Here is a 20,652-nt window from a genome sequence, read left to right on the forward strand (position 1 = left end):
GGAAAGCTTCCACCTGAAAAGCAATGGCGACCGCTAGGATGGACCGAACAGGGACTATCGCGCCTACACAGTATCATTTTGCCGGCTTGGACATATCGGGAACGAATGCTATTATGAACGGGTGAAAGCTCAGTTCCAGACGCGCGAGCGCGAAGATGCCGGGCGCAGCGCCGCTGCCCAGCCACCCATCAAGCAGTTCAGCTATACTGACCGGCTGAGCCTAAATCTCGCGGCCGTCCGCTTTTCGAGCGAGGATTTCGAAGCTGGCCGAACCGCTTACAGGGATGAGGAGCAGTATCGCGCGCTGCGCGAGACACATCAGTCAACGCATGCCTTCCGCTATGACGCGCGGGATTCGGCGATCTACGACATCCCGATGGCGGGCGGCGCCGCGCCACTCGGTACACCCGTCAGGATCAAGACGCAGGATCATCTCGCGCTCCTCGGAAAGGCCGTCAATCACGCGCTGCTCGACTGGCTGGCGCCGCGCCGGACGATCTTGAGGCGCGCGCGCCCGCTCCAGTGCTGGGGCAATCGCAAAGCCTCCTTGCTTTCTGCGGCGGTCCGCGACCAAGGCTTGGCGGAGATCAAGGGTCTCGATGTCCTTGTCCGTCACAGCTTCGACCTGCGCGTGCTCGGCGCGCCGCATCAGGGTGTCGAGCCATATCTGGCGCTGATGCTCGACGTCAGCACATCCAACGAGCTCGAGATTCCGGTGGGCGAGTTGCTGCGCGAGCGGTTCGATCCCATCGGCCGGTATGTCTGCGTGCGCGCCGATAGCGGCCAGGACAATGTACTGGCGCGGTTGGAGACGCTTGGCAGGGTCGTGGGCGTGGATGGCGGCAAGCTGCAGCTCAACGACTTCGCCGGCGAGGAGTTCGTCGACGCCGACAGCGTCACGCTGGAGCCGCGGCTGGAGAATCTCGATGCCCTGGTCCGCCATTTCTATCCACGCGATGCGCCGAAGATTTTGGAGGGTTTGCGCAAGCGGCGCGCGCCTTTCTCAACCGCGAACGACAAGCTGGCAAAAATTCGCGAGGTCCATGGCGGCGTCGCCGGCCATCTCGAGACGATTCGCGTCGCCGGCATGGCGATCGAGGTCGGAGCGCTTCTGCAGCGGGGAAACAACCTCTTCCCGCCGCTGATCTCGACTGATCGGCCCGGTTTCCTGTTCGGCGCGCAAGGGCGCGAGACGGGCGCTTATCCGGACGTGGGCGTGAAACAGCACGGTCCGTACAAATATATGCAGCATGAGCGCAACGAGCCGGTCGTTGCGATCATTTGCGAGTCGCGCTTCCGGGGCCGGATCGACCAGCTCGCTCGGACTCTCAGGGACGGCGTCGCCGAGGATGCGTGGCAGGATGCCATGAGGGGGCGCAACAAGGTCCCCGAAAACCCTTTTCGTGGCGGGCTGATCGGCAAGCTCCGCCTGTCGCGGGTTCAGTTCGAATTCGAGGAGGTCGCCGAGCCGACGCCCGAGGCGTATCGCGAGGCGATCCAGCGGCTGTTGACCCGGCTCCCCGAGACGCCCGACCTTGCGCTCGTGCAGATCCGGGCCGACTTCAAGCAGCTGCGCAACGACCGCAATCCCTATTTCGCCGCCAAGGCAGCGTTCATGGCGGTCGGCGTTCCGGTGCAGAGCGTGCAGGCCGAGACCGCCGACATGCAGCCGTCCAACCTGGCCTATATGGCGAACAATCTCGCACTCGCCGCCTATGCGAAGCTGGGCGGGTCACCCTTCGTCATATCGACGCGGATGCCGGCAACACACGAGCTGGTCGTGGGGCTGGGCTATACCGAGGTCAGCGAAGGCCGTTTTGGACCTAAGTCGCGGTTCGTGGGCATTACCACCGTTTTCCAGGGCGATGGCCGCTATCTCGTCTGGGGCCAAACCCGCGAGGTCGAGTTCGAGAATTACGCCGATGCGCTGCTCGCCAGTCTCAAGACCACGATCGACACGGTGCGCAAGGAAAACAACTGGCAGCCGCGCGACCGCGTGCGCCTGGTCTTCCATGTCTACAAGCCGCTGAAGCATGTCGAGATCGACGCGATCAAGCAGCTTGTTCAGGAATTACTGAAAGGCGAGCACGAGGTCGAGTTCGCCTTTCTCGATATTTCTCGCTTCCATGATTTCGCGCTGTTCGCCCCTTCGCAGGAAGGCGCTACCTATTACGCCGACAGGCGGCGCCTCCTGAAAGGTATCGGCGTTCCACTGCGCGGCATCTGCCTTCAGCTCGACGAGCGTTCCGTGCTCCTGCAACTGACCGGATCGAAGGAGGTCAAGACGAACGAACAGGGTTTGCCCCGTCCGCTGCGGCTGACTCTCCATCCCGAGTCCGACTTCCGCGACCTGACCTATCTGGCACGGCAGGTCTACAGCTTCTCCTATCTGTCCTGGCGGAGTTATTTCCCGGCGATCGAGCCTGTCTCGATCACCTATTCGCGCCTCATCGCCAATGCGCTCGGAAATCTTCGATCGGTGCCGAACTGGAACAGCACGTTCCTGACCGCCGGACCGCTGCGTAGCAGGATGTGGTTCCTCTGAACGCGGCCGAGATCCTCGAGGCGAAGCTCGTGGCGCTCCGGGCCGTGGTGTCCGGCTCGCTGCCGCTGGCCTCGGAGACATCGGTCGGCTTCGCGCAGGCCATCCTGCCGGATCGTGAGCCGCTCTTTGCAGCCGCCTCCGGCTCGGGCGATCTTGATTATGGAGGCATCCCGGCGCTGGCTCATGCGGGGTATCTGGCGGCCGGCGGAACGAGTTTCGATGACGCCGCCTTCATTCGGGCCGTCGATCGCCTGCGGGGGCGCGCCAGGGCCGGGCGCGACCAACTGGGGCCGGATGATCTCGCCCTGCTCGGCATCGCGACCGGCATTGCCGCAGCAGGCGATACGGACGGCCTCGACGCCGAGCGGCGCAAATGGCTTCTCGACATCGCGAACGAGAATGCGGAGCCCAATGCTTGGTCGAATCGGGCGAGGCAGCTGGCCGCCGATCTGCTCGACGGCGCGGGGCGGCTGCGTGCCGATCCGCAAGGCTCTACCGATGCATTGGCGAGCGACCTGGTGCTCCGCCAGTATTGGCCGGGTGTCTTCGCCACGGTTCCACCGATTGCAGCGGAACGGCGCCAGAACCTGATGGCGGCGTTGCTCTCTTCCGCCAATCCGGCACAGGGCGAACTCGAACGTGCTGCGATCTGGCTGGCGGCGCTCGACCTGCTGGTCAGGCGGATGTCCACCGAGTTGGTGCCCGACTATAGCAGCTTGGTGGCGATGCTGGAGGCGACGCAATCCTCCTTCCGGCGATGGGTTTGGGATGCGAAGCCCAATCGTAGCGGCATTGGACCGGCGCGCTGGCTAATAGATTCGGAGGCGCATGTTCAGGCGTTTCTCTGGGCTGTGCTCGAGCCGCGCTTCGGCGAGGATCTGGTTGATGAGCAATATCTACCTGGCTTTGGGCAGAAGCAGCCCCGGTTCGATTTCGGCATCCGCGGCCTTAAGACCATCGTCGAGGTGAAGATTGCACGCACCTCTGGCGATTTCGCCCGCATCGAGGAGGAAGTTGCCGGCGATCTCGGGCTCTATTTCACCGACATCCGGAACTGGGATCGCATGGTCGTCTACATTTATGATGACAGCAATGTGCCTCACGCGGAACGCTACGATACGCTGCGATCAGCGCTCTTGGCCCGTGATCAACGGATCAGGGACATCGTCTTCGTCCAGCGACCCGGCATGATCCCACCGCGCAACCAGCGAGATCCTTGGTCGCCGGACGGCACTGCATAGCGCTTGCTCAGCTGACCGCGACGCGTTTAGGAACGGCTGCTTCGGTTGTTAGTGCGCCATGTCAGCTTTCCCCACCACCCTGTTTGCAACCCCACGAACCGCAGGCTGCCAGTTGTGGTCGCTATTTCTGGCCAGTGGACAGTTCGCTAAATGTCGGGTTTCGGCGATAGACCTGCCGCTGAAAAGGCCGCGCGGGAAAGGCGGGTAAGTCCCAGTCCCGGCTGTTCGGACTGATCGAAAGATATGTCCGCTTTCGGGCACCCGACCGGCAAGGTCTGACGACCGAGATTGGAGCGCAAAGCAGCCCTCGCAGCATGGTGTCCGACGGCCCCGGAAGTTGTGAGAACCGCGCTTGAGAACGCGCGCCGATAACGGCCATCCGGCGCCGCCGAACGCCGACGACATAGCGCCTAAATCATTGGATCGACAACCTGCGCTTGCCAAGAGGGACCCGGTCGCCGAAGATTCCTAGCGATGAGAAAGGATGTCGATCACCTGCCGGTAATTCAACAGGGCGAGCTGGAACGGGTCCAGCGCGTGCTGATGGAGGAGTTCGCCGAGGCCATCTCAAAGGCAACAATGCCCAGCCGCAGGAACGGCAAGATACTAAAGATCATCCTGTTCGGCTCATATGCACGGAACGATTGGGTCGACGAGCCAGAGAACGGCTACCAATCCGATTTCGATCTCCTCGTCGTGGTCAATCACGACGACCTGACCGACATCGCACATTACTGGTACGTCGCCGAGGATCGCATTCTGCGCGATGTCGCGATCGCGAGACCCGTCAACATCATCGTCCATTCGCTCGCTGAAGTGAACCAATCGCTGAAGCGCGGCGAGTATTTCTGGGTCGACATCGCCCGCGACGGTATCATCCTGTATGAGCTGCCCTGCCATCCGCTGGCGACGCCGATGCCGCTCACGCCGGCCGATGCTTACAACATGGCAACTGCGTATCTCGATGAGTGGCTGACCAAGACCCAGGACGCGATTGAAATCGCCGAATTCTGCATTGAGAAGCGCAAACTAAAGGACTCGGCCTTCACGCTGCATCAGGCCACTGAGCGGGCCTATATCTGCTTCCTGCTAGTACGGACGCTCTATTTTCCACGCTCGCACAACATCAAATTCCTGCGATCGCTCGCCGAGGACAGCGAACCGCGCTTGATCGACGCCTGGCCGCGCGAGCGCCGGCTCGACCGGCGGCGTTTCCAGCTACTGAAGCGCGCCTATGTCGAGGCGCGCTATTCCACAGCTTACGAGATCACCGTCGAGGAACTGAACGCGATCCTCGGCTCTGTCCGTCAGCTGCGCGACATCATTGAGCAGGTATCGCGCGAGCGGATTGACCACTTGCGGAGTGCCGCTGGACTGTAGCCGCCACAGACGGTTTTCGAGCCGAACCTGACCATTCCCGGCCCAACAGGGCTCATCAGCGCCATTCTGTTTTCGAGGGATTGAGCGGACGTTGAGGCCATCCGGATCGACCTGATGTCGACCGGCGGGAGCCCTCGATGTGACGCCCACCAAATTGCTCATCGGACAGATTCTGGTCGTCTTCGCGATCGTCCTCGCAGGGCTGTGGGCCGCGACACAATGGGCGGCAGCAATGCTGGCCTACCAGCCCGAGCTTGGCCCCGCCTGGTTTCATTTCGCTGGCCTGCCGGTGTACCGACCCTGGGCGCTGTTCTTCTGGTGGTATCATTTCGATGCTTACGCACCGGACGTGTTCGACCGTGCGGGCACGCTGGCAGCGGCAAGCGGTATGTTCGGCTGCGGCGCTGCCATCTTCGGCTCGTTGTGGCGGGCGCGCCAGGCGCGGCACGTCACGACCTATGGCTCGGCGCGCTGGGCGACGCATAGCGAGATTGAACGCGCCGGGCTGCTTGGCGATGCAGGCGTCATGCTGGGCCGCCTCGGCGCCCGCTATGTGCGGCATGACGGCCCAGAACATATCCTGGCCTTTGCGCCGACCCGCTCGGGCAAGGGCGTTGGCTTGGTCGTGCCCACCTTGCTCAGCTGGACCGGCTCAGCGGTCATCCACGACATCAAAGGCGAGAACTGGTCCCTGACAGCTGGCTGGCGTTCGCGTTTTTCGCATTGCCTGCTGTTCAATCCGACCGACGCCCGGACTGCTCGCTACAATCCGCTGATCGAGGTCCGTCGCGGTCCCAATGAGGTGCGCGATGTCCAGAATATCGCCGACATCCTGGTCGATCCCGAAGGGGCGCTTGAGCGGCGTAACCATTGGGAGAAGACCAGCCATTCGCTGCTGGTCGGCGCGATCCTCCATATCCTCTATGCCGAGGAGGAGAAGACGCTCGCCCGCGTCGCGACCTTCCTTTCCGATCCTCAGCGGCCCTTCGTCGCGACGCTGCGGCGGATGATGACCACCAATCATCTCGGCACCGAGCACGCGCCGATGGTTCATCCAGTTGTCGCCTCTGCCGCCCGTGAACTCCTCAACAAGAGCGAGAATGAGCGCTCGGGCGTGCTGTCGACCGCAATGTCGTTCCTGGGGCTCTACCGCGATCCCACTGTCGCTGAGGTCACTTCTTGCTGCGATTGGCGGATTGCCGACCTTATAGAGGGTAAGCGGCCGGTGTCGCTCTATCTCGTCATCCCGCCATCGGACATTTCGCGGACCAAGCCGCTCGTTCGGCTGGTGCTCAACCAGATCGGCCGGCGCCTTACGGAACGCCTGGATCATTCCTCCGATCATCGGCGGCACAAGCTGCTCGTGATGCTCGACGAGTTTCCGGCACTGGGTCGGCTCGACTTTTTCGAGACTAGCCTCGCCTTCATGGCCGGCTATGGCATCCGCGCCTTCCTCATCGCCCAGTCGCTGAACCAGATCGAAAAGGCTTATGGCGAGCACAATTCGATCCTCGATAATTGTCATGTCCGTGTTGCCTTTGCGACCAATGACGAGCGCACTGCCAAGCGTATCTCCGACGCCCTCGGCACCGCGACCGAACAGCGCGCCATGCGCAACTATGCCGGGCACCGGCTCGCGCCCTGGCTCGCCCATGTCATGGTCAGCCGTCAGGAAACGGCCCGCCAGCTACTGACGCCGGGTGAGGTGATGCAGCTCTCGCCCGACGAGGAACTGGTCCTCGTCTCCGGCATGGCGCCGATCCGCGCCAACAAGCTCAGGCATTTTGCCGACCGCAATTTCATCGCTCGACTGGCCCCACCGCCCGTGCTCGCCGAAGGCGGCTATCGGGACCGTCCTGCCGTGCGCCCCGACGATTGGAGTGGCATTGTCCGCAGCCCGGACGCCCGGCTCGGCCGATTGGAGGGCGCCGAGGCCCTGGCGGAAGATGGCGGTCTTGACCAGCAGCGCCATCCCGGCCTGCCGGAACTGTCGGTCACGGAAGGCGAACCAGAAGCGGACCCCGCGCTGGCCCTTGCCGAGGACGATGACCTGGTCGCTGACCAGCGGGCCATGGACCGGACGCGCGGTCTCAGCGCGGTCGCGCGTGGCTATGCCCTCAATGAGGGCAGCGACCATGATCTTGTGCCGGGGATCTGAGCCATGAAGGTCCGCCAGAACCTCTATATCGATCGTGAGCTGAGCGATGCCCTTGAAGCGCTTGCAGCGGGTACGGCCGGTAACAAGTCGCGGCTGGTCAATGATGCGCTTGCCGACTGGCTGTCGCGTCGCGGGACCAAGCAGGTCGATGATCTGCTCAAACTGAGGCTCGACCGGATCAGCCGCGAGATCGGCAATGCGCGCCGCGACATCGACGTCCTGCTCGAGAGCCTGTCGCTGTTCGTCCGCTATCAGCTGATGGTGACCGCCCCGCTGCCGGATGCCGACGCCGCCGCCATCGCGGTCGGCCGCGACCGGTTCGAGAAGTTCGTTGCCCAGGTCGGTCGCCAGCTTGCCGCCGGCAAGCGCAGCATCGGCCATGCTCCCGATTTGGAGGACCCGGCATGAGCGGTGCGTCCGATACCGTGTCCGAAGGCCGCCGCCGGGCGATGCTGCGTACCGCCATGGGCCCGATCATCGCGGCGGCCCTTGCCGACCCGCTGGTGCTTGAGGTGATGGTCAATCCCGATGGCGCGCTTCGCCTCGACCGGTTGGGCGAGGGTCGCACCGATACGCTCATTCGGTTCGATCCTGCCCAGGTCGAACGGATCATCCGCCTTGTTGCCTCGCATGCCCGGACCGAGGTGCATGGCGACCGGCCGATCGTGTCGGCTGAACTGCCGCCGCATGGCGAAGGGGCAGGGGAACGGTTCGAGGGCTTGTTGCCGCCAGTCTCGCTCGGTCCCTGCTTCTCGATCCGCAAGCCCGCTACACGGCTCTATACCCTGATGGACTATGTCGCTGATGGCATTCTGTCAGCGGAAAAGGCGCGCCTCTTATCGCTCGCGGTCGTTGAGCGCCGGAACATCCTGATTGCGGGCGGGACCAGCTCGGGCAAGACGACGCTCGCCAATGCGCTGCTCGCCGAGATGGCGGATCTCGACGAGCGCGTGCTGCTCATCGAGGATACGCGCGAACTCCAATCGCCCGCTGCCGACACCGTAGCGCTCCGCACTCGGCCCGGCAGCATTTCCATGGCGGACCTTGTCCGCTCGACGCTTCGCCTGCGGCCCGATCGGATCATTGTCGGCGAAGTGCGCGGCCGCGAGGCGCTCGACATGCTCAAGGCCTGGAATACCGGCCATCCGGGCGGGATCGCGACGGTGCATGCCAATGGCGCTGCGGCTGCGCTCACGCGCATCGAACAGCTGGTCCAGGAAGCCGTGGTCAGCGTGCCGCGCCGGCTCATTGCCGAGGCGATCGACATGGTCGTCTTTATCGCAGGACGCGGCACCGGCCGACGGATCGAGACGATCGCCGAGGTCACCGGCCTCGATGCGCAGGGCGACTACCGCCTCCACGACCTTACCCCCTCCCTGACCCCCCGATGATGGAGATTGACTGATGTCCGATACGCTTTCCGCTCGCCGCTTGCCCCGGGCCATGCCCCTCATCGCGCTTGGCATGGCCTTCCTCGCCGCCGATGCATGGGCGAGCGGCTCCGGCATGCCCTGGGAGGAACCGCTCCAGCAGGTGCTGGAATCCGTCCAGGGGCCCGTCGCCAAGATTGTCGCGGTGATCATTATCATCGTCACCGGCCTGACCCTTGCCTTTGGCGAGACGGCCGGCGGGTTCCGGCGCCTCATCCAGATCGTTTTCGGGCTGTCGATCGCCTTTGCCGCCTCGTCCTTTTTCCTGTCCTTTTTCAGCTTTGGCGGCGGGGCGCTGGTCGCATGAGCACCCTTAGCCCGATCGAAGGCTTTGAGGTGCCGATCCATTCCAGCCTTGGCCAGCCAATCCTTTTGGGCGGCGCGCCGCGCGGGCTGGCGATCGTCAACGGCACCATTGCTGCGGCGCTTGGGCTCGGGCTCCAGCAATGGCTGGCTGGCCTTGCGATCTGGGCAATTGGCCACAGCCTTGCCGTCTTCGCCGCCCGGCGCGATCCCGACTTCGCGCCGGTGCTGCTCCGCCACCTGCGCCAAAAAGGCGAGCTTTCATGCTAGCGCTCCATGAGTATCGCCGGCGCGCCGACCGGCTCGCCGACCATCTGCCCTGGGCGGCGCTCATTGCCCCGGGCGTGGTCCTTAACAAAGACGGCAGCTTCCAGCGCACGCTTGGCTTTCGGGGTCCCGACCTTGAAAGCGCGACCGAGGCCGAACTGGTCGCGGCATCGGCGCGCGCCAATAATGTGCTGAAGCGCTTTGGCTCGGGCTGGGCACTGTTCTTCGAGGCCGAGCGCCGCGAGGCGCTCGGCTATCCGAAAAGCCGCTTTCCCGATCCCGTCTCCTCGCTGGTCGACGAAGAACGCCGTGCCGACTTCGAGGCCCAGGGCCAGCATTTCGAGAGCCGCTATTATCTGACCCTGCTTTGGCTACCGCCCGCCGACAGCAGCGATGCCGCTGGCCGCTTCATGGTCGATCGGCCCGGCCATGATGGGGTGCGGGACTGGCGCGGCGACTTTGCCCGCTTCATCGCTGAAACCGACCGCGTCCTCGACCTGCTGTCGGGCTTCATGCCCGAAGTGCGCGCACTCGGCGATGCCGAGACGCTCACCTATCTCCACGGCACGGTGTCCGGCCGGCGGCATGCTGTCGCCGTCCCCGATACGCCCATCTATCTCGACGCCTTGCTTGCTGACACGCCGCTTGCCGGCGGCCTCGAGCCCCGGCTTGGTGAGCAGCATCTGCGCACCGTCACTTTGCTCGGCTTTCCGAGCCTAAGCCGGCCCGGCATTCTCGATGCGCTGAATGCGGCAGATTTCGGCTATCGCTGGACGACCCGCTTCATCGCGCTCGACAAGACCGATGCGACCCAGGCGCTCACCCGCATCCGCCGGCAATGGTTCAACAAGCGCAAATCCGTGACCGCGCTGCTGCGCGAGGTGCTCTATAACCAGCCCGCCCAGCTGCTCGACAGCGATGCCGACAACAAGGTCGTCGATGCCGACCTGGCGCTGCAGGAACTGGGCGGCGACCATGTCGCCTTTGGCTATCTGACGGCAACGATCACGGTGGCGGATGCCGACCCGGTCCGCGCCGATGAGAAGCGCCGCGCGGTCGAGCGGATCGTCAATGGGCTTGGCTTCACCTGCGTCCGCGAAACCATGAATGCGGTCGAAGCCTGGCTCTCGTCGCTTCCGGGCCATGCCTATGCCAATGTCCGCCAGCCGCTCATTCACACGCTCAACCTCGCCCATCTGATGCCGCTCTCGGGCATCTGGGCAGGCCCCGACACCAACCGGCATCTGGGTGGACCGCCGCTCCTTCATGCCCAATGCACAGGCACGACGCCGTTCCGCCTGTCGACCCATGTCGGCGATGTCGGCCATATGCTGATTGTCGGTCCGACAGGGGTAGGCAAGTCGGTGCTGCTCGGGCTGATCGCGCTCCAGTTTCGGCGTTATGCCGGTGCGCAGCTCATCCTGTTCGACATGGGGTTCTCTGCCCGGGTGCCCGTGCTGGCAATGGGCGGATCGCATCATGTGCTGGGTGGTCAGGGTGACGAGACCGGTCTCGCTTTCCAGCCGCTTCGGCGCATCGATGATCCGGCCGAACGCGCCTGGGCCGCCGAATGGCTGGCAGGCCTGCTTGCCCATGAGCAGGTCGTCATCACCCCCGAGGTCAAGGATGCGCTCTGGTCAGCGCTTGGCAGTCTTGCAACCGCGCCCATTGAAGAGCGGACGCTTACCGGCCTTGCCATGCTGCTTCAGTCAGCGCCGCTCCGGGTCGCGCTGACGCCTTACACCATGGAGGGTCCTTATGGCCGGCTGCTTGACGCAGCCGACGAGACGCTCGCCTTTGCCGATATCCTCTGCTTCGAAACCGAGGCGCTGATGCAGCAGCCGGGCGTGGTTGCACCTGTGCTCCACTATCTCTTCCACCGCCTCGAAGCGCGGTTTGACGGGCGCCCGACGCTGCTCATCATCGACGAGGCCTGGAGCCTGCTTGATGATCCGATCTTCGCCTCGCGCATCCGCGAATGGCTGAAGACGCTCCGCAAGAAGAATGTCGCGGTCATTTTCGCCACCCAGTCGCTTGCCGACATTACGGAAAGCAGCATTGCACCAGCGATCATCGAGAGCTGCCCGCAGCGGATCCTCCTGCCCAACGACCGGGCCATCGAGCCGCAGGGCCGGCAGGCTTATGCCCGGTTCGGCCTTAATGATCGCCAGATCGACCTGATCAGCCGGGCAACGCCCAAACGCCATTATTATCTCCAATCGGCGCGCGGCAATCGCTTGTTCGAGCTGGGCCTTGGTCCCGTCGCGCTCGCTTTGTGCAGCGCGTCTGGTCCTGAATGGACAAGGCGGATCGATGCCCTGCTCGCCGAGCACGGCGCTACCAGCTTTGCTGGCCACTTCCTGCGCGCCGCAGGCCTCGACTGGGCCGCCGAGCTGCTCGGCCAATTTCCTGTCCCCCACGCCCCAGAGGAGAACTGACCATGCACCGACTGATCCCCATATCGCCGCGTCCGCACGCCATTGCTGCCGCGCTTGCTGCTGCCTCCCTCCTGTCGCTGGGCATGGCGCTGACATCGCCTGCCTCGGCGCAGATCGCTGTCTTTGATCCCAGTAATTACAGCCAGAATCTGCTGACCGCCGCCCGGACGCTCCAGCAGATCAACAACCAGGTTCGTTCGCTTCAGAACGAAGCCAATATGCTTCTCGCCCAGGCGAAGAACCTGAAGACGATCGATTTTCCCGAAATGCAGGCGATCACGGAGCGTCTCCAGGCTATCGACCGGCTGATGGGTCAGGCCCAGGGCCTCGATTTCCGTATGTCAGGTCTCGACGCGCAGCTTCGCCGCCTGTTCCCTGAGGCATTGAGCGAGGCGCTGTCCCGCGATGACCGGATACGCGCCGCGCGTCAGCGGCTCGATGCCGCCATGTCGGCTTATCGCCAGACCATGACCGTCCAAGCGCAGGTGGCTGAGAATGTCACAGCCGATGCGACCCTGCTCACCGGGATCCTGGCGCGAAGCCAGGGAGCCGAAGGCGCGCTGCAGGCAGCCCAGGCAAGCAACCAGCTGCTCGCGCTCAGCGCCAAGCAGCAGTTCCAGATCCAGCAGCTGATGGCCGCCCAATATCGCGCCGATGCCACCGAGGCCGCCCGACGCGCTCAGGCTGAGGCTGAAGGGCGAGCGGCCACCAGGAAGTTTCTCGGGTCGGGCTCCGCCTACACGCCCCAATAGGCGGCGGCCACCCGAGGGCGGCGGCGGATTGCCCTTCGCCGTCGCAGCCGCGGGGCGTGGTCATGCTCCCCCCGCCACGCCCCGCGGCACCCTTTCATGATCGAGAAGGACATGGATCGTGCAGGACCTGAACGTCATCGACCGCTTCATGGAAGCCTTTATCCGCTATATCGATAGCGGGTTCGGGCTGCTTGGACCCGATGTCGCGTTCCTCACAACGACGCTCATTGGCATCGACATCACCCTTGCCGGGCTCTTCTGGGCGATGGGCGGCGAACAGGATGTGATTGGCCGCTTCCTGAAGAAAATCCTTTATATCGGCGCGTTCGCGCTGATCCTGAACAGCTTTGCGACACTTGCCGACATCATTTTCCGCTCCTTTGCGCAGGCAGGGCTGACAGCGGGCGGCGGCACGCTGTCATCGGACGATCTCCTCAAGCCCGGGCGCCTCGCCGGCACTGGCTTCGAGGCCGCCTGGCCGCTTCTTGAACAAGCATCCAGCATGATGGGTTTTGTCGGCTTTTTCGACAATTTCCTGACCATTGCCGTTCTCCTGTTCGCCTGGGCGATCGTCATCCTCGCTTTCTTCATCCTTGCCGTGCAGATGTTTGTGACGATCATCGAGTTCAAGCTGACCAGCTTGGCCGGCTTCATCCTCGTGCCGTTCGCGCTGTGGAACCGCACCAGTTTCCTTGCCGAGCGTGTGCTCGGCAATGTCGTCTCTTCCGGCATCAAGGTGATGGTGCTCGCGGTCATCGTCGGCATCGGCTCCAACTTTTTCGCCGAATTCACCGCTTCGATGCAGGGCCGGGAGCCCGATCTTGGGCGGGCCATGAGCCTCATGCTCGGCGCGCTTGCCCTGTTCGGGCTCGGCATCTTTGGTCCCGGTATCGCCTCCGGCCTTGTCGCTGGTGCCCCGCAGCTTGGCGCGGGTGCTGCGGTCGGCACCGCGCTTGGCGCTGCCGGCGTTGCAGCGCTGGGCGGCGGGGCAGCGGTCGGCGCCGCCCGGCTCGCCGGTGCCGGTGCACTCGGCGCTGTACGTGCCGGGACGGCCATGGGGTCAGCGGCACAGACGGCCTATACGCTTGGCCAGGAGGCTTCGGGCTCCTCGAGCATCGGCGCTGGCCTCAAGGGCGTCGGCCAGGCAGTCGCAGGTGCAGCGCGCCAGCGCGCCGGATCGGCGTTGGGCCTCAAGGCCGCTGCTGAATCGGGGCGGGCGTCGGCCTGGGCTGCCCTTGGCGGCACTGGCGGTGCCCAGCCCATGGCCGCATCGAGCGAGGCTGCGGCGCCCTCCTGGGCGCAGGCCATGCGGCGCCAGCAGGACGCGCGGCATCACCGCCATATCGCCATCCAGGCGCTCAAGGAGGGCGATCGCGGCGGGGCCTCGGCAACACCGGACATCAAGGAAAAGGAGGAATAGGCCATGCGCTTCAAGCGAAGCGTCCAACGCTATGGGCGTACCCCGGAACCCGAAACCCCCTATCAGCGCGCCGGCCAGCTCTGGGATGAGCGTATCGGTTCGGCGCGGGTGCAGGCCCGCAATTGGCGGCTGATGGCCTTTGGCGGCCTGGGTCTCACCGCTGCCATGTCGGCAGCGCTTGTCTGGCAGTCGTTGCAGAGCAAGGTCGTCCCCTATGTCGTCGCGGTCGATCGCCTGGGCGAAGCAAGGGCAGTGAGCGAAGCCGAGCGCGACTATCAGCCAAGCGACGCTCAGGTCGCCTGGCACCTTGCGCGCTTTATCGAGCAGGTGCGCTCGGTTTCGCTGGATCCGGTGCTGATGCGCCAGGACTGGCTGTCCGCCTATGATTTTGTCACTCGGCGCGGTGCCCAGTTCCTTGGCGATTATGCGCGCACCGCCAATCCGTTCGGGCGAGTGGGCGAGCGGGCGGTGTCCGTCCAGGTAACGAGCGTCGTTCGCGCGTCGGACCGCTCCTTCCAGGTCAAATGGACCGAGACCGACTATGAGCGCGGCAACCGCACCGGCACGTCCAACTGGACCGGCATTTTGACCGTGATGCGCAGGGCCCCGAGCTCGGCAGAGACCCTGCGCCGCAATCCGCTCGGCCTTTATGTCGACGCCATAGACTGGAGCCGCGAGCTCGACCCCGTAGCCACGCCACCGCCATCCTCCACGCCTCAATCGGCCGCGCCGCCGGTCGACGCTGCAGGCGTGCCGCGCGGATCGCCCCTCGACCCGACCCTCGGGGCCGAGCCAGCCCCCATTATGCTTCAGGAGAACAGGCCATGACCCGTCCGCTTGCCCTATCCGCCCTGGCTGCGTTCATCGCCAGCCCGGTTGCTGCGCAGTCCAATCCGTCAACGCCTGCCAACCCATCCCGGTCCGGTGTCGCGGCAATCCGCGCTGCCAACGCCCAGGCGACGATCGACCCTCGAGGCGCTGACTTCATCAACGCAAGTGCGGTCTATCCCTTTGCCGCAGGCACGATCTACCAGGTCTATACTGCCCCCGAACGCGTGACTGATATTGCGCTTCAGCCGGGCGAGACCCTGGTTGCCGTGGCAAGCGGCGATACGGTCCGCTGGGTGATCGGGGACACGGCAAGTGGCACTGGGCCTGACAAGCAGGTCCATATCCTGGTGAAGCCATTCTCCGCTGGGCTCAGCACCAATCTTGTCATCACCACGGATCGGAGAACCTATCATCTTGCGCTTGCCAGCACGCGCGGGTCGGCGATGGCGGCCTTGTCCTGGAGCTATCCGCAGGATGCCCTGCTGGCGATCCGCCGCGCGCAGGAAGCGGCGGCGGCTGCCGCGCCGGTTGCCACTGGCCTTGAGGTCGAACGGCTCGATTTCGCTTACGAGATTTCAGGCGATCGCCCGCCTTGGCGCCCGCTTCGCGCCTTTGATGACGGGCGGCAGACCTTTATCGAATTCCCGCCATCGCTTGGCCAAGGCGAGGCCCCGCCGCTATTTCTTCTCGATCCGAACGGGGAGGCACAGCTGGTCAATTACCGGCTGCGTGGCCGCTTCTATGTCGTCGACCGGTTGTTCGACAGGGCAGAGCTGCGGCTCGGCACCAAGCGCCAGCAAATTGTTCGGATCAGTAAAGCCGGGCGGAGGACGTCATGACGGATGCCATCCCATCCGGCGACACAGCACCGCCGGCGAAGGTCGATCCGGAAAGTCTCGTCCTTCGTGCCCAGCCAGCCCCAACCATCCGCTTCAAGCGCGGGCTGGTGATCGGCCTTGCCGGGCTCGCCATCCTCGCGATCGTCTTGACGGCCTGGCTTGCGCTGTCGCCGCCGAGCTTCAAGCTGACGGACCAGCCCAATGATCTTGCCGAGCCGGCCAAGGCGCCAAGCGATGCGCTGGACGATCTACCGCTGAGCTATGCCGACGCGCCCAAGCTGGGACCACCGCTCCCCGGCGATCTTGGGCGGCCGATCCTCAAGCACCAGCAGTCGATGGCGGCGGACATGACCGCACAACCGGACGCACAGGAACAGTCGGCGCGTGCGGCGCGGGAACAGGCGGCGGCGGAGCGCAAGGCAGCCCGCGAATCCGCCCTGCTGGTTGCGACGGGCACCCGGGCTGTAGCGGACGAGGCTTTGGCACCAGTGGCCGTGCCCACGCCGGTGATGGCCGATACCCCAAAATCACCGCTGGACCTTGAGCGCGATCCCAATGCGCAGCAGCGCAAGATGGACTTCCTGCAGGCATCGGACAATGGCGGCGGCATCAGTCCGCACAGGATCCGTCCGGCAGCATCGCCCTATCTGCTGTCCGCTGGCAGCGTCATCGCAGCGAGCCTCATCACCGGGCTGCGGTCGGACCTGCCCGGTCTGGTTACCGCACAGGTCACCGAGCCCGTCTTCGACACTGCGACCGGGCGAATCCCGCTGATCCCGCAAGGCGCGCGCCTGATCGGGCGCTATGATTCGGTAGTCGCCTTTGGCCAGCGCCGCGCCCTCGTCGTCTGGCAGCGCCTCCTCTTTCCCGATGGCCGCTCACTTGCTCTCGACAATGAGCCTGCAACTGACCCGGCCGGCTATGCGGGGCTGGAGGACAAGGTCAATTTCCACAGCTGGACGCTTCTCAAAGGCGTCGGCATCTCAACGCTGCTGGGGCTTGGCGCGAACCTGACCTTCGCAGGGGAGAGCGACCTCGTTCAGGCGATCCGGCAATCGACCCAGCAGAATGTCGCGCGCGCCGGCGACCAGATCACGTCGCGCAACCTTCAGATCCAGCCAACCATCACCATCCGCCCCGGCACGCCGGTGCGGCTTGTCGTCCACCGCGATCTGATCCTCGCTCCCTTGAACGAATAGGTGTCCCATGCCCGATTTGAAGCTTCCCAAGCTGCCGGACCGCACGCCCGTCAAGCTCACGATCAGCATCATGCCTGAGCTGAGCGAGGCGCTCGGCGACTATGCCAAGATCTATCAATCGACCTATGGCCAGTCCGAGGCCGTTGCCGACCTTGTGCCCCTGATGCTCAAATCATTTCTCGACAGCGATCGCGGCTTTGCCAAGGCACGCGAAGCGCTGAACAAGGCAAAGGGCAGTGGCTGAGCTTTCCGAGCGCCCGGAGCGGTTTCTCAAGCTGCCAGAGGTCTGTCGCCGTGTCGGCCTGGGCAAGTCGATGATCTACGATCTCGTGAAACGAGGCCAATTCCCACCGCCCTACAAGCTGTCGTCCTGCGCGTCGCGCTGGAGCGAACGCGAAGTGGTCGCCTGGATCGATGATGTGAAGGACGGCTTCGAGGGAAAACGCCGCAAGCTCTAGGCCGGGTTGGTCCGGGGTTGCGGATGAATAAGGGTCTCAGCCTTGAGCCACTTCGACCGCACGGGCCTCCATGACCACCCCCAGCCGGGTGCGGACTGCGCCAAAGATCGCGGCGAGATTATCCATGCTCGGATTGCCCGTTTCCGACAGCATCCGATGCAAGCTCTTGCTTGGCCGCTTCGTCTCGTTCGCCAGTTCCTCAAAGCCAAGCGAGGCATTGACGAGATCGCGCAGGATCAGCCGCGACACATGCGGTTCCCCGTTTAGAAAGGCGGTTGCGGCCTCATCCAGCATTGCCTTGGCGAAGACGGGATCGCGCGCGACGCGCTCCTTCACCGTTTCCTTGAAATCACGGGTCAGTGCCATGGCTTCACCTCCTGCCTTTCGTCACGGCCGCCTTACGGGCCCGATACTCCTTGAGCAGCACCCCGGCCCGGTCGATGTCGGCCTGCTGTCTGCGCTTTGAGCCGCCGACGAACAGGATGACGAGGTCATCGCCATCCTGCGTCAGATACAGCCGATAGCCCGGCCCCCAGTCGATCCGATATTCGCCAAGCCCTCCGCCAATCCATTTGACGTTGGACACATTGCCCAGTTCCAGCCGAATGACTGCCGTCGCGACCTTGGCCGATGCTTGGGGATCAAGACCATCGAACCAGGATCGAAACGGGCATGAGCCGTCCTCGCGAACATATTCTTCAACAATCAAGTCATCCGCTTTCTGGTAACATATAAGTTACCATTTGGCCAGTGACAATCATCGTGCGTGACGACGCGGGGCAGGAAATCGAAAGTCCGGCTCGACGGGGGCGGGTAGCCTTCGGCGCGACCAGGACCTGATTTCCTTCACTGGCCGACCAACCAGTTCAACCGGATCAGGCAGGCCCTCGCTCAACATATCGGCCCAGATCGCCGCCAGCTCGCGTCGGCGGGGCATATAGGCCGCACGGTTATAGGCGCCCTCGACCTTGTCTTTCGGGACATGGGCCAGCATCAGGTCGATCACCTTGCGGTCATGCGGATCGCCATTGCGCTCCGCCCATTCGTTCATGATCGTCGAAAAGGCCGCCCGAAATCCGTGCGGCACATGATGTCCATGATAGCCGGCCCGGTTCAACAGATAGCCGATGGCGTTTTCGCTCATCGGGCGGTGCGCATGCCGGTTGCTGGGAAAAACCAATGGTCCCCCACCCGTCAGTGGCCAGATCGCGCGTAGCACCGCCACCGCTTGTGGGGTCAGGGGAACAAGGTGATCCCCATCAATTGCTTCCTTGCGTTCCAGGTCGCCTTTCATTCTGGCCGAAGGGATGCGCCATAGCGGCAGCTTGCCATCGAGGTCTTCGAATTCAGCCCATTCTGCACCGCGCAGCTCGCTGGGCCTGACGGCGGTGAGTGCCAGCATTCTAAGGCCGAGCCGGGTGACCGGCCGTGCATTATCTTCCTCGGCTGCACGGATCATCGTGCGCAGGGCGCCGATCTCGGTGATCGCAGGCTGGCGTCCCTTGCGCAGCGGCTTGAGGACAGAGCCCAGCTTTTCGGCAGGATCGCTTGTCGCGATGCCCTTAGCGATGGCGAAGACGAACACCGCCGAGATGCGCTGCCGAACGCGCTTCGCTGTCTCGATCGCGCCTCGATTCTCGATCTCTCGCAAGACACCAAGAATCAGGGGCGGGGTGAGCTGGGCAATCGGCAACGCGCCAATGGTCGGGAAGACGTCACGCTCAAGGCTCCGTATAATGTCGCTCGCATGGATGATGGCCCATTGTGCCTTGGCGTTGCCATGCCACTCGCGCGCCACGCGCTCGAACGTCTGCCGGGAAGCTTCGAGGTTCGCCTCGATCTTCAGCCGTTTTGCGACATTGGGATCAAGCCCCTCGCACAGCATCGACCAGGCTTCGTCACGCTTTTCGCGTGCATCGGCCAGCGACAAGCGTGGGTAAGCGCCCAAGGCGAGTGTCTTATGCTTGCCGTCATATTCGTAGTTCCAGCGCCACAGCTTGCCGCCGCTCGGGGTCACCATCAAAAACAGGCGATTAGCATCGGCGATCTTATAGGGTTTTGGGCGCGGTTTGGCGCTGCGCACCTTTGCATCGGTCAGCATCGGTCGGTCTCCAAAAATACCTCGTTTTTCGACCGCGCGTACCTCGTTTTCGCCCTCCCAATTCGTCGGATGGGCATGGACGGGCACGGACGGCCGAGGCCGAACCGGTCTGCTAAGCGTCGGTAATCAGGGAGAAAAAGTCGATCCCACCGGTCTTGTGCGGACCCTTGTGGAATGGCCGGTGGCGGAGCGGGAGGGATTCGAACCCTCGATACGGTTTTGCCGTATACTCACTTTCCAGGCGAGCGCCTTCGACCACTCGGCCACCGCTCCGCATGTCCTGGCAGGTTGCGCTCCCTAGAACGGTGCGGGCGCGGCTGCAAGCATTGTCAGCCGGGCCGGTGCATGCAATCCATTGGCGATGATGCACTGGATCGCACTTGCCGCCGCCGTCGCCTCCCTTGCGCAGACCGCGCAGACCGCGCAGACCGCGCAGACCGCGCCAGCCATGCCCCCCGCACCGGGCGATGCGATCGCGGCGGACTGGCGCGCCATTCCCGACGATCAGTTGCTGGTAATCGACCTTGCCGGCGGGCGGCGGGTGGTCATCCGCCTGGCCCCCGATCACGCCCCCGTTCATGTGGACAATATCCGCAAGCTGGCGCGGGCCCGATGGTGGGACGGCACCAGCGTCTATCGCGTCCAGGACAATTATGTCGCGCAATGGGGCGATGCGACCGAGCAGAAGCCGCTGCCCGCCGATGTCGTCGCCAATCCGCCGGCCGAATATGAGTTTGCCGCCCGGCCGCTGGCGGCGCGACTGTCGTTGCCCGATCCCTATGCCCTGCGCGCCGGGATGACCGCCGATGGCTGGCCGCAACTGACCGGCCCCTATCGCCCCGATCAGGCGACAGACCGGGCGTGGTTGCCGCATTGCTATGCCATGGTCGGCGTGGCGCGCGATCTGGCGCCCAGCACGGGTTCGGGGGCGGAACTGTACACGGTGATCGGCCATGCGCCCCGGCATCTGGATCGCAACATCGCACTGGTCGGCCGGGTGATCCAGGGGATCGAGCATCTGTCCACGCTGCCGCGCGGGACCGGCAATCTGGGCTTTTACGAAAAGCCCGCCCAGCGGGTCGCAATCGAGACGGTGCGGCTGGCCAGCGACATTCCGGCCGCGGAACGGCCCGGTTTTCAGTATCGCGCAACGGACAATGCCCGCTTTGCCGCCTATGTCCGGGCGCGGGAAAACCGGGAACCGCCGTTTTTCACCGTGCCGGCGGGCGGCGCGGATATCTGCAATGTCCCGGTGCCGGTGCGGCCGACGCCCCGTTAAGCCGGCCGATC

General features: G+C 64.2%; 20 protein-coding genes and 1 tRNA gene. 17 read left to right on the forward strand and 4 right to left on the reverse strand.

Translation table 11 applies throughout. The annotated features are described in order from the left end of the window. Positions 1-121: 121 nt before the first annotated feature. From NYR55_RS14995 to NYR55_RS09735, 16 genes are all read left to right on the forward strand, one after another. Positions 122-2,545, forward strand: a complete 2,424-nt coding sequence (locus tag NYR55_RS14995; RefSeq protein ID WP_260021055.1) for a Piwi domain-containing protein — start codon at positions 122-124, stop codon at positions 2,543-2,545. Beyond that, complete coding sequence (locus NYR55_RS09665) at positions 2,533-3,786, forward strand: hypothetical protein (RefSeq protein WP_260021056.1); 1,254 nt, start codon at positions 2,533-2,535, stop codon at positions 3,784-3,786. Before NYR55_RS14995 ends, NYR55_RS09665 begins: the two co-directional genes overlap by 13 nt. Before the next feature lie 474 nt (positions 3,787-4,260). Then, positions 4,261-5,166 carry a nucleotidyltransferase and HEPN domain-containing protein gene (locus NYR55_RS09670; RefSeq protein ID WP_260021057.1) on the forward strand — a complete coding sequence of 302 codons (906 nt, stop codon included), beginning with the start codon at positions 4,261-4,263 and terminating at the stop codon, positions 5,164-5,166. A gap of 139 nt (positions 5,167-5,305) precedes the next feature. Then, positions 5,306-7,324 carry a conjugal transfer protein TraG gene (locus tag NYR55_RS09675; RefSeq protein WP_260021058.1) on the forward strand — a complete coding sequence of 673 codons (2,019 nt, stop codon included), beginning with the start codon at positions 5,306-5,308 and terminating at the stop codon, positions 7,322-7,324. A 3-nt stretch (positions 7,325-7,327) separates the two neighbouring features. After that, complete coding sequence (locus tag NYR55_RS09680) at positions 7,328-7,732, forward strand: CopG family transcriptional regulator (protein WP_260021059.1); 405 nt, start codon at positions 7,328-7,330, stop codon at positions 7,730-7,732. Further along, the gene (gene trbB, locus NYR55_RS09685) at positions 7,729-8,715 is read left to right on the forward strand and encodes a P-type conjugative transfer ATPase TrbB (protein ID WP_260021060.1); all 987 of its coding nucleotides are present in this window, start codon (positions 7,729-7,731) and stop codon (positions 8,713-8,715) included. The genes NYR55_RS09680 and trbB overlap by 4 nt, the downstream gene beginning before the upstream one ends. Positions 8,716-8,728: 13 nt before the next feature. Beyond that, the gene (locus NYR55_RS09690; RefSeq protein ID WP_260021061.1) at positions 8,729-9,061 is read left to right on the forward strand and encodes a TrbC/VirB2 family protein; all 333 of its coding nucleotides are present in this window, start codon (positions 8,729-8,731) and stop codon (positions 9,059-9,061) included. Continuing rightward, positions 9,058-9,327: a VirB3 family type IV secretion system protein gene (locus NYR55_RS09695; protein WP_260021063.1), complete on the forward strand. Its 270-nt coding sequence runs from the start codon at positions 9,058-9,060 to the stop codon at positions 9,325-9,327. The genes NYR55_RS09690 and NYR55_RS09695 overlap by 4 nt, the downstream gene beginning before the upstream one ends. Continuing rightward, on the forward strand, positions 9,321-11,762 hold the full coding sequence (trbE, locus tag NYR55_RS09700; RefSeq protein WP_260021064.1) for a conjugal transfer protein TrbE: 2,442 nt from the start codon (positions 9,321-9,323) through the stop codon (positions 11,760-11,762). The genes NYR55_RS09695 and trbE overlap by 7 nt, the downstream gene beginning before the upstream one ends. Positions 11,763-11,764: 2 nt before the next feature. Then, positions 11,765-12,514 carry a P-type conjugative transfer protein TrbJ gene (gene trbJ, locus NYR55_RS09705; protein ID WP_260021065.1) on the forward strand — a complete coding sequence of 250 codons (750 nt, stop codon included), beginning with the start codon at positions 11,765-11,767 and terminating at the stop codon, positions 12,512-12,514. Positions 12,515-12,632: 118 nt separating this feature from the next. Next, positions 12,633-13,934 (forward strand): P-type conjugative transfer protein TrbL, encoded by a 1,302-nt coding sequence (gene trbL, locus NYR55_RS09710; RefSeq protein WP_260021066.1) that lies wholly within the window; start codon positions 12,633-12,635, stop codon positions 13,932-13,934. A gap of 3 nt (positions 13,935-13,937) precedes the next feature. Next, positions 13,938-14,762: a conjugal transfer protein TrbF gene (trbF, locus tag NYR55_RS09715; protein WP_260021067.1), complete on the forward strand. Its 825-nt coding sequence runs from the start codon at positions 13,938-13,940 to the stop codon at positions 14,760-14,762. Beyond that, on the forward strand, positions 14,759-15,604 hold the full coding sequence (gene trbG / locus NYR55_RS09720; RefSeq protein ID WP_260021068.1) for a P-type conjugative transfer protein TrbG: 846 nt from the start codon (positions 14,759-14,761) through the stop codon (positions 15,602-15,604). The genes trbF and trbG overlap by 4 nt, the downstream gene beginning before the upstream one ends. Further along, entirely contained in the window at positions 15,601-16,803 is a 1,203-nt protein-coding gene (locus NYR55_RS09725) for a TrbI/VirB10 family protein (RefSeq protein ID WP_260021069.1), read from the forward strand. Before trbG ends, NYR55_RS09725 begins: the two co-directional genes overlap by 4 nt. Positions 16,804-16,810: 7 nt before the next feature. After that, the gene (locus tag NYR55_RS09730) at positions 16,811-17,047 is read left to right on the forward strand and encodes a DUF2274 domain-containing protein (RefSeq protein ID WP_260021070.1); all 237 of its coding nucleotides are present in this window, start codon (positions 16,811-16,813) and stop codon (positions 17,045-17,047) included. Then, positions 17,040-17,261 (forward strand): AlpA family phage regulatory protein, encoded by a 222-nt coding sequence (locus NYR55_RS09735; RefSeq protein WP_260021071.1) that lies wholly within the window; start codon positions 17,040-17,042, stop codon positions 17,259-17,261. Before NYR55_RS09730 ends, NYR55_RS09735 begins: the two co-directional genes overlap by 8 nt. A 36-nt stretch (positions 17,262-17,297) precedes the next feature. Here the strand turns inward: NYR55_RS09735 and NYR55_RS09740 are convergent, their stop codons facing one another. The 4 genes from NYR55_RS09740 to NYR55_RS09755 form a co-directional block, all read right to left on the reverse strand. Beyond that, complete coding sequence (locus NYR55_RS09740; protein WP_260021072.1) at positions 17,298-17,627, reverse strand: transcriptional regulator; 330 nt, start codon at positions 17,625-17,627, stop codon at positions 17,298-17,300. Positions 17,628-17,631: 4 nt separating this feature from the next. Next, positions 17,632-17,970, reverse strand: coding sequence for a type II toxin-antitoxin system RelE/ParE family toxin (locus NYR55_RS09745; protein ID WP_260021073.1), 339 nt, complete (start codon positions 17,968-17,970; stop codon positions 17,632-17,634). A 48-nt stretch (positions 17,971-18,018) separates the two neighbouring features. Then, positions 18,019-19,362: an integrase arm-type DNA-binding domain-containing protein gene (locus NYR55_RS09750; RefSeq protein ID WP_260021074.1), complete on the reverse strand. Its 1,344-nt coding sequence runs from the start codon at positions 19,360-19,362 to the stop codon at positions 18,019-18,021. A gap of 182 nt (positions 19,363-19,544) precedes the next feature. Beyond that, positions 19,545-19,635, reverse strand: a tRNA-Ser gene (locus tag NYR55_RS09755). A 175-nt stretch (positions 19,636-19,810) separates the two neighbouring features. Here NYR55_RS09755 and NYR55_RS09760 point away from each other — a divergent pair. Then, a complete protein-coding gene (locus tag NYR55_RS09760; RefSeq protein ID WP_260021624.1) occupies positions 19,811-20,641 on the forward strand; it encodes a peptidylprolyl isomerase in 831 nt (276 codons plus the stop codon). Positions 20,642-20,652 lie beyond the last annotated feature (11 nt).

Source organism: Sphingomonas sp. BGYR3 (genome assembly GCF_025153455.1).
GTDB lineage: Bacteria > Pseudomonadota > Alphaproteobacteria > Sphingomonadales > Sphingomonadaceae > Sphingomonas.

Bases quoted from the DNA above. Each gene is read 5' to 3' on its own strand.
- NYR55_RS09670 (WP_260021057.1), top strand. From the start codon at position 4,261: ATGAGAAAGGATGTCGATCACCTGCCGGTAATTCAACAGGGCGAGCTG.
- NYR55_RS09680 (WP_260021059.1), top strand. From the start codon at position 7,328: ATGAAGGTCCGCCAGAACCTCTATATCGATCGTGAGCTGAGCGATGCC.
- trbB (WP_260021060.1), top strand. From the start codon at position 7,729: ATGAGCGGTGCGTCCGATACCGTGTCCGAAGGCCGCCGCCGGGCGATG.
- NYR55_RS09690 (WP_260021061.1), top strand. From the start codon at position 8,729: ATGTCCGATACGCTTTCCGCTCGCCGCTTGCCCCGGGCCATGCCCCTC.
- NYR55_RS09695 (WP_260021063.1), top strand. From the start codon at position 9,058: ATGAGCACCCTTAGCCCGATCGAAGGCTTTGAGGTGCCGATCCATTCC.
- trbE (WP_260021064.1), top strand. From the start codon at position 9,321: ATGCTAGCGCTCCATGAGTATCGCCGGCGCGCCGACCGGCTCGCCGAC.
- trbJ (WP_260021065.1), top strand. From the start codon at position 11,765: ATGCACCGACTGATCCCCATATCGCCGCGTCCGCACGCCATTGCTGCC.
- trbF (WP_260021067.1), top strand. From the start codon at position 13,938: ATGCGCTTCAAGCGAAGCGTCCAACGCTATGGGCGTACCCCGGAACCC.
- trbG (WP_260021068.1), top strand. From the start codon at position 14,759: ATGACCCGTCCGCTTGCCCTATCCGCCCTGGCTGCGTTCATCGCCAGC.
- NYR55_RS09725 (WP_260021069.1), top strand. From the start codon at position 15,601: ATGACGGATGCCATCCCATCCGGCGACACAGCACCGCCGGCGAAGGTC.
- NYR55_RS09730 (WP_260021070.1), top strand. From the start codon at position 16,811: ATGCCCGATTTGAAGCTTCCCAAGCTGCCGGACCGCACGCCCGTCAAG.
- NYR55_RS09740 (WP_260021072.1), bottom strand. From the start codon at position 17,627: ATGGCACTGACCCGTGATTTCAAGGAAACGGTGAAGGAGCGCGTCGCG.
- NYR55_RS09750 (WP_260021074.1), bottom strand. From the start codon at position 19,362: ATGCTGACCGATGCAAAGGTGCGCAGCGCCAAACCGCGCCCAAAACCC.
- NYR55_RS09760 (WP_260021624.1), top strand. From the start codon at position 19,811: ATGCCCCCCGCACCGGGCGATGCGATCGCGGCGGACTGGCGCGCCATT.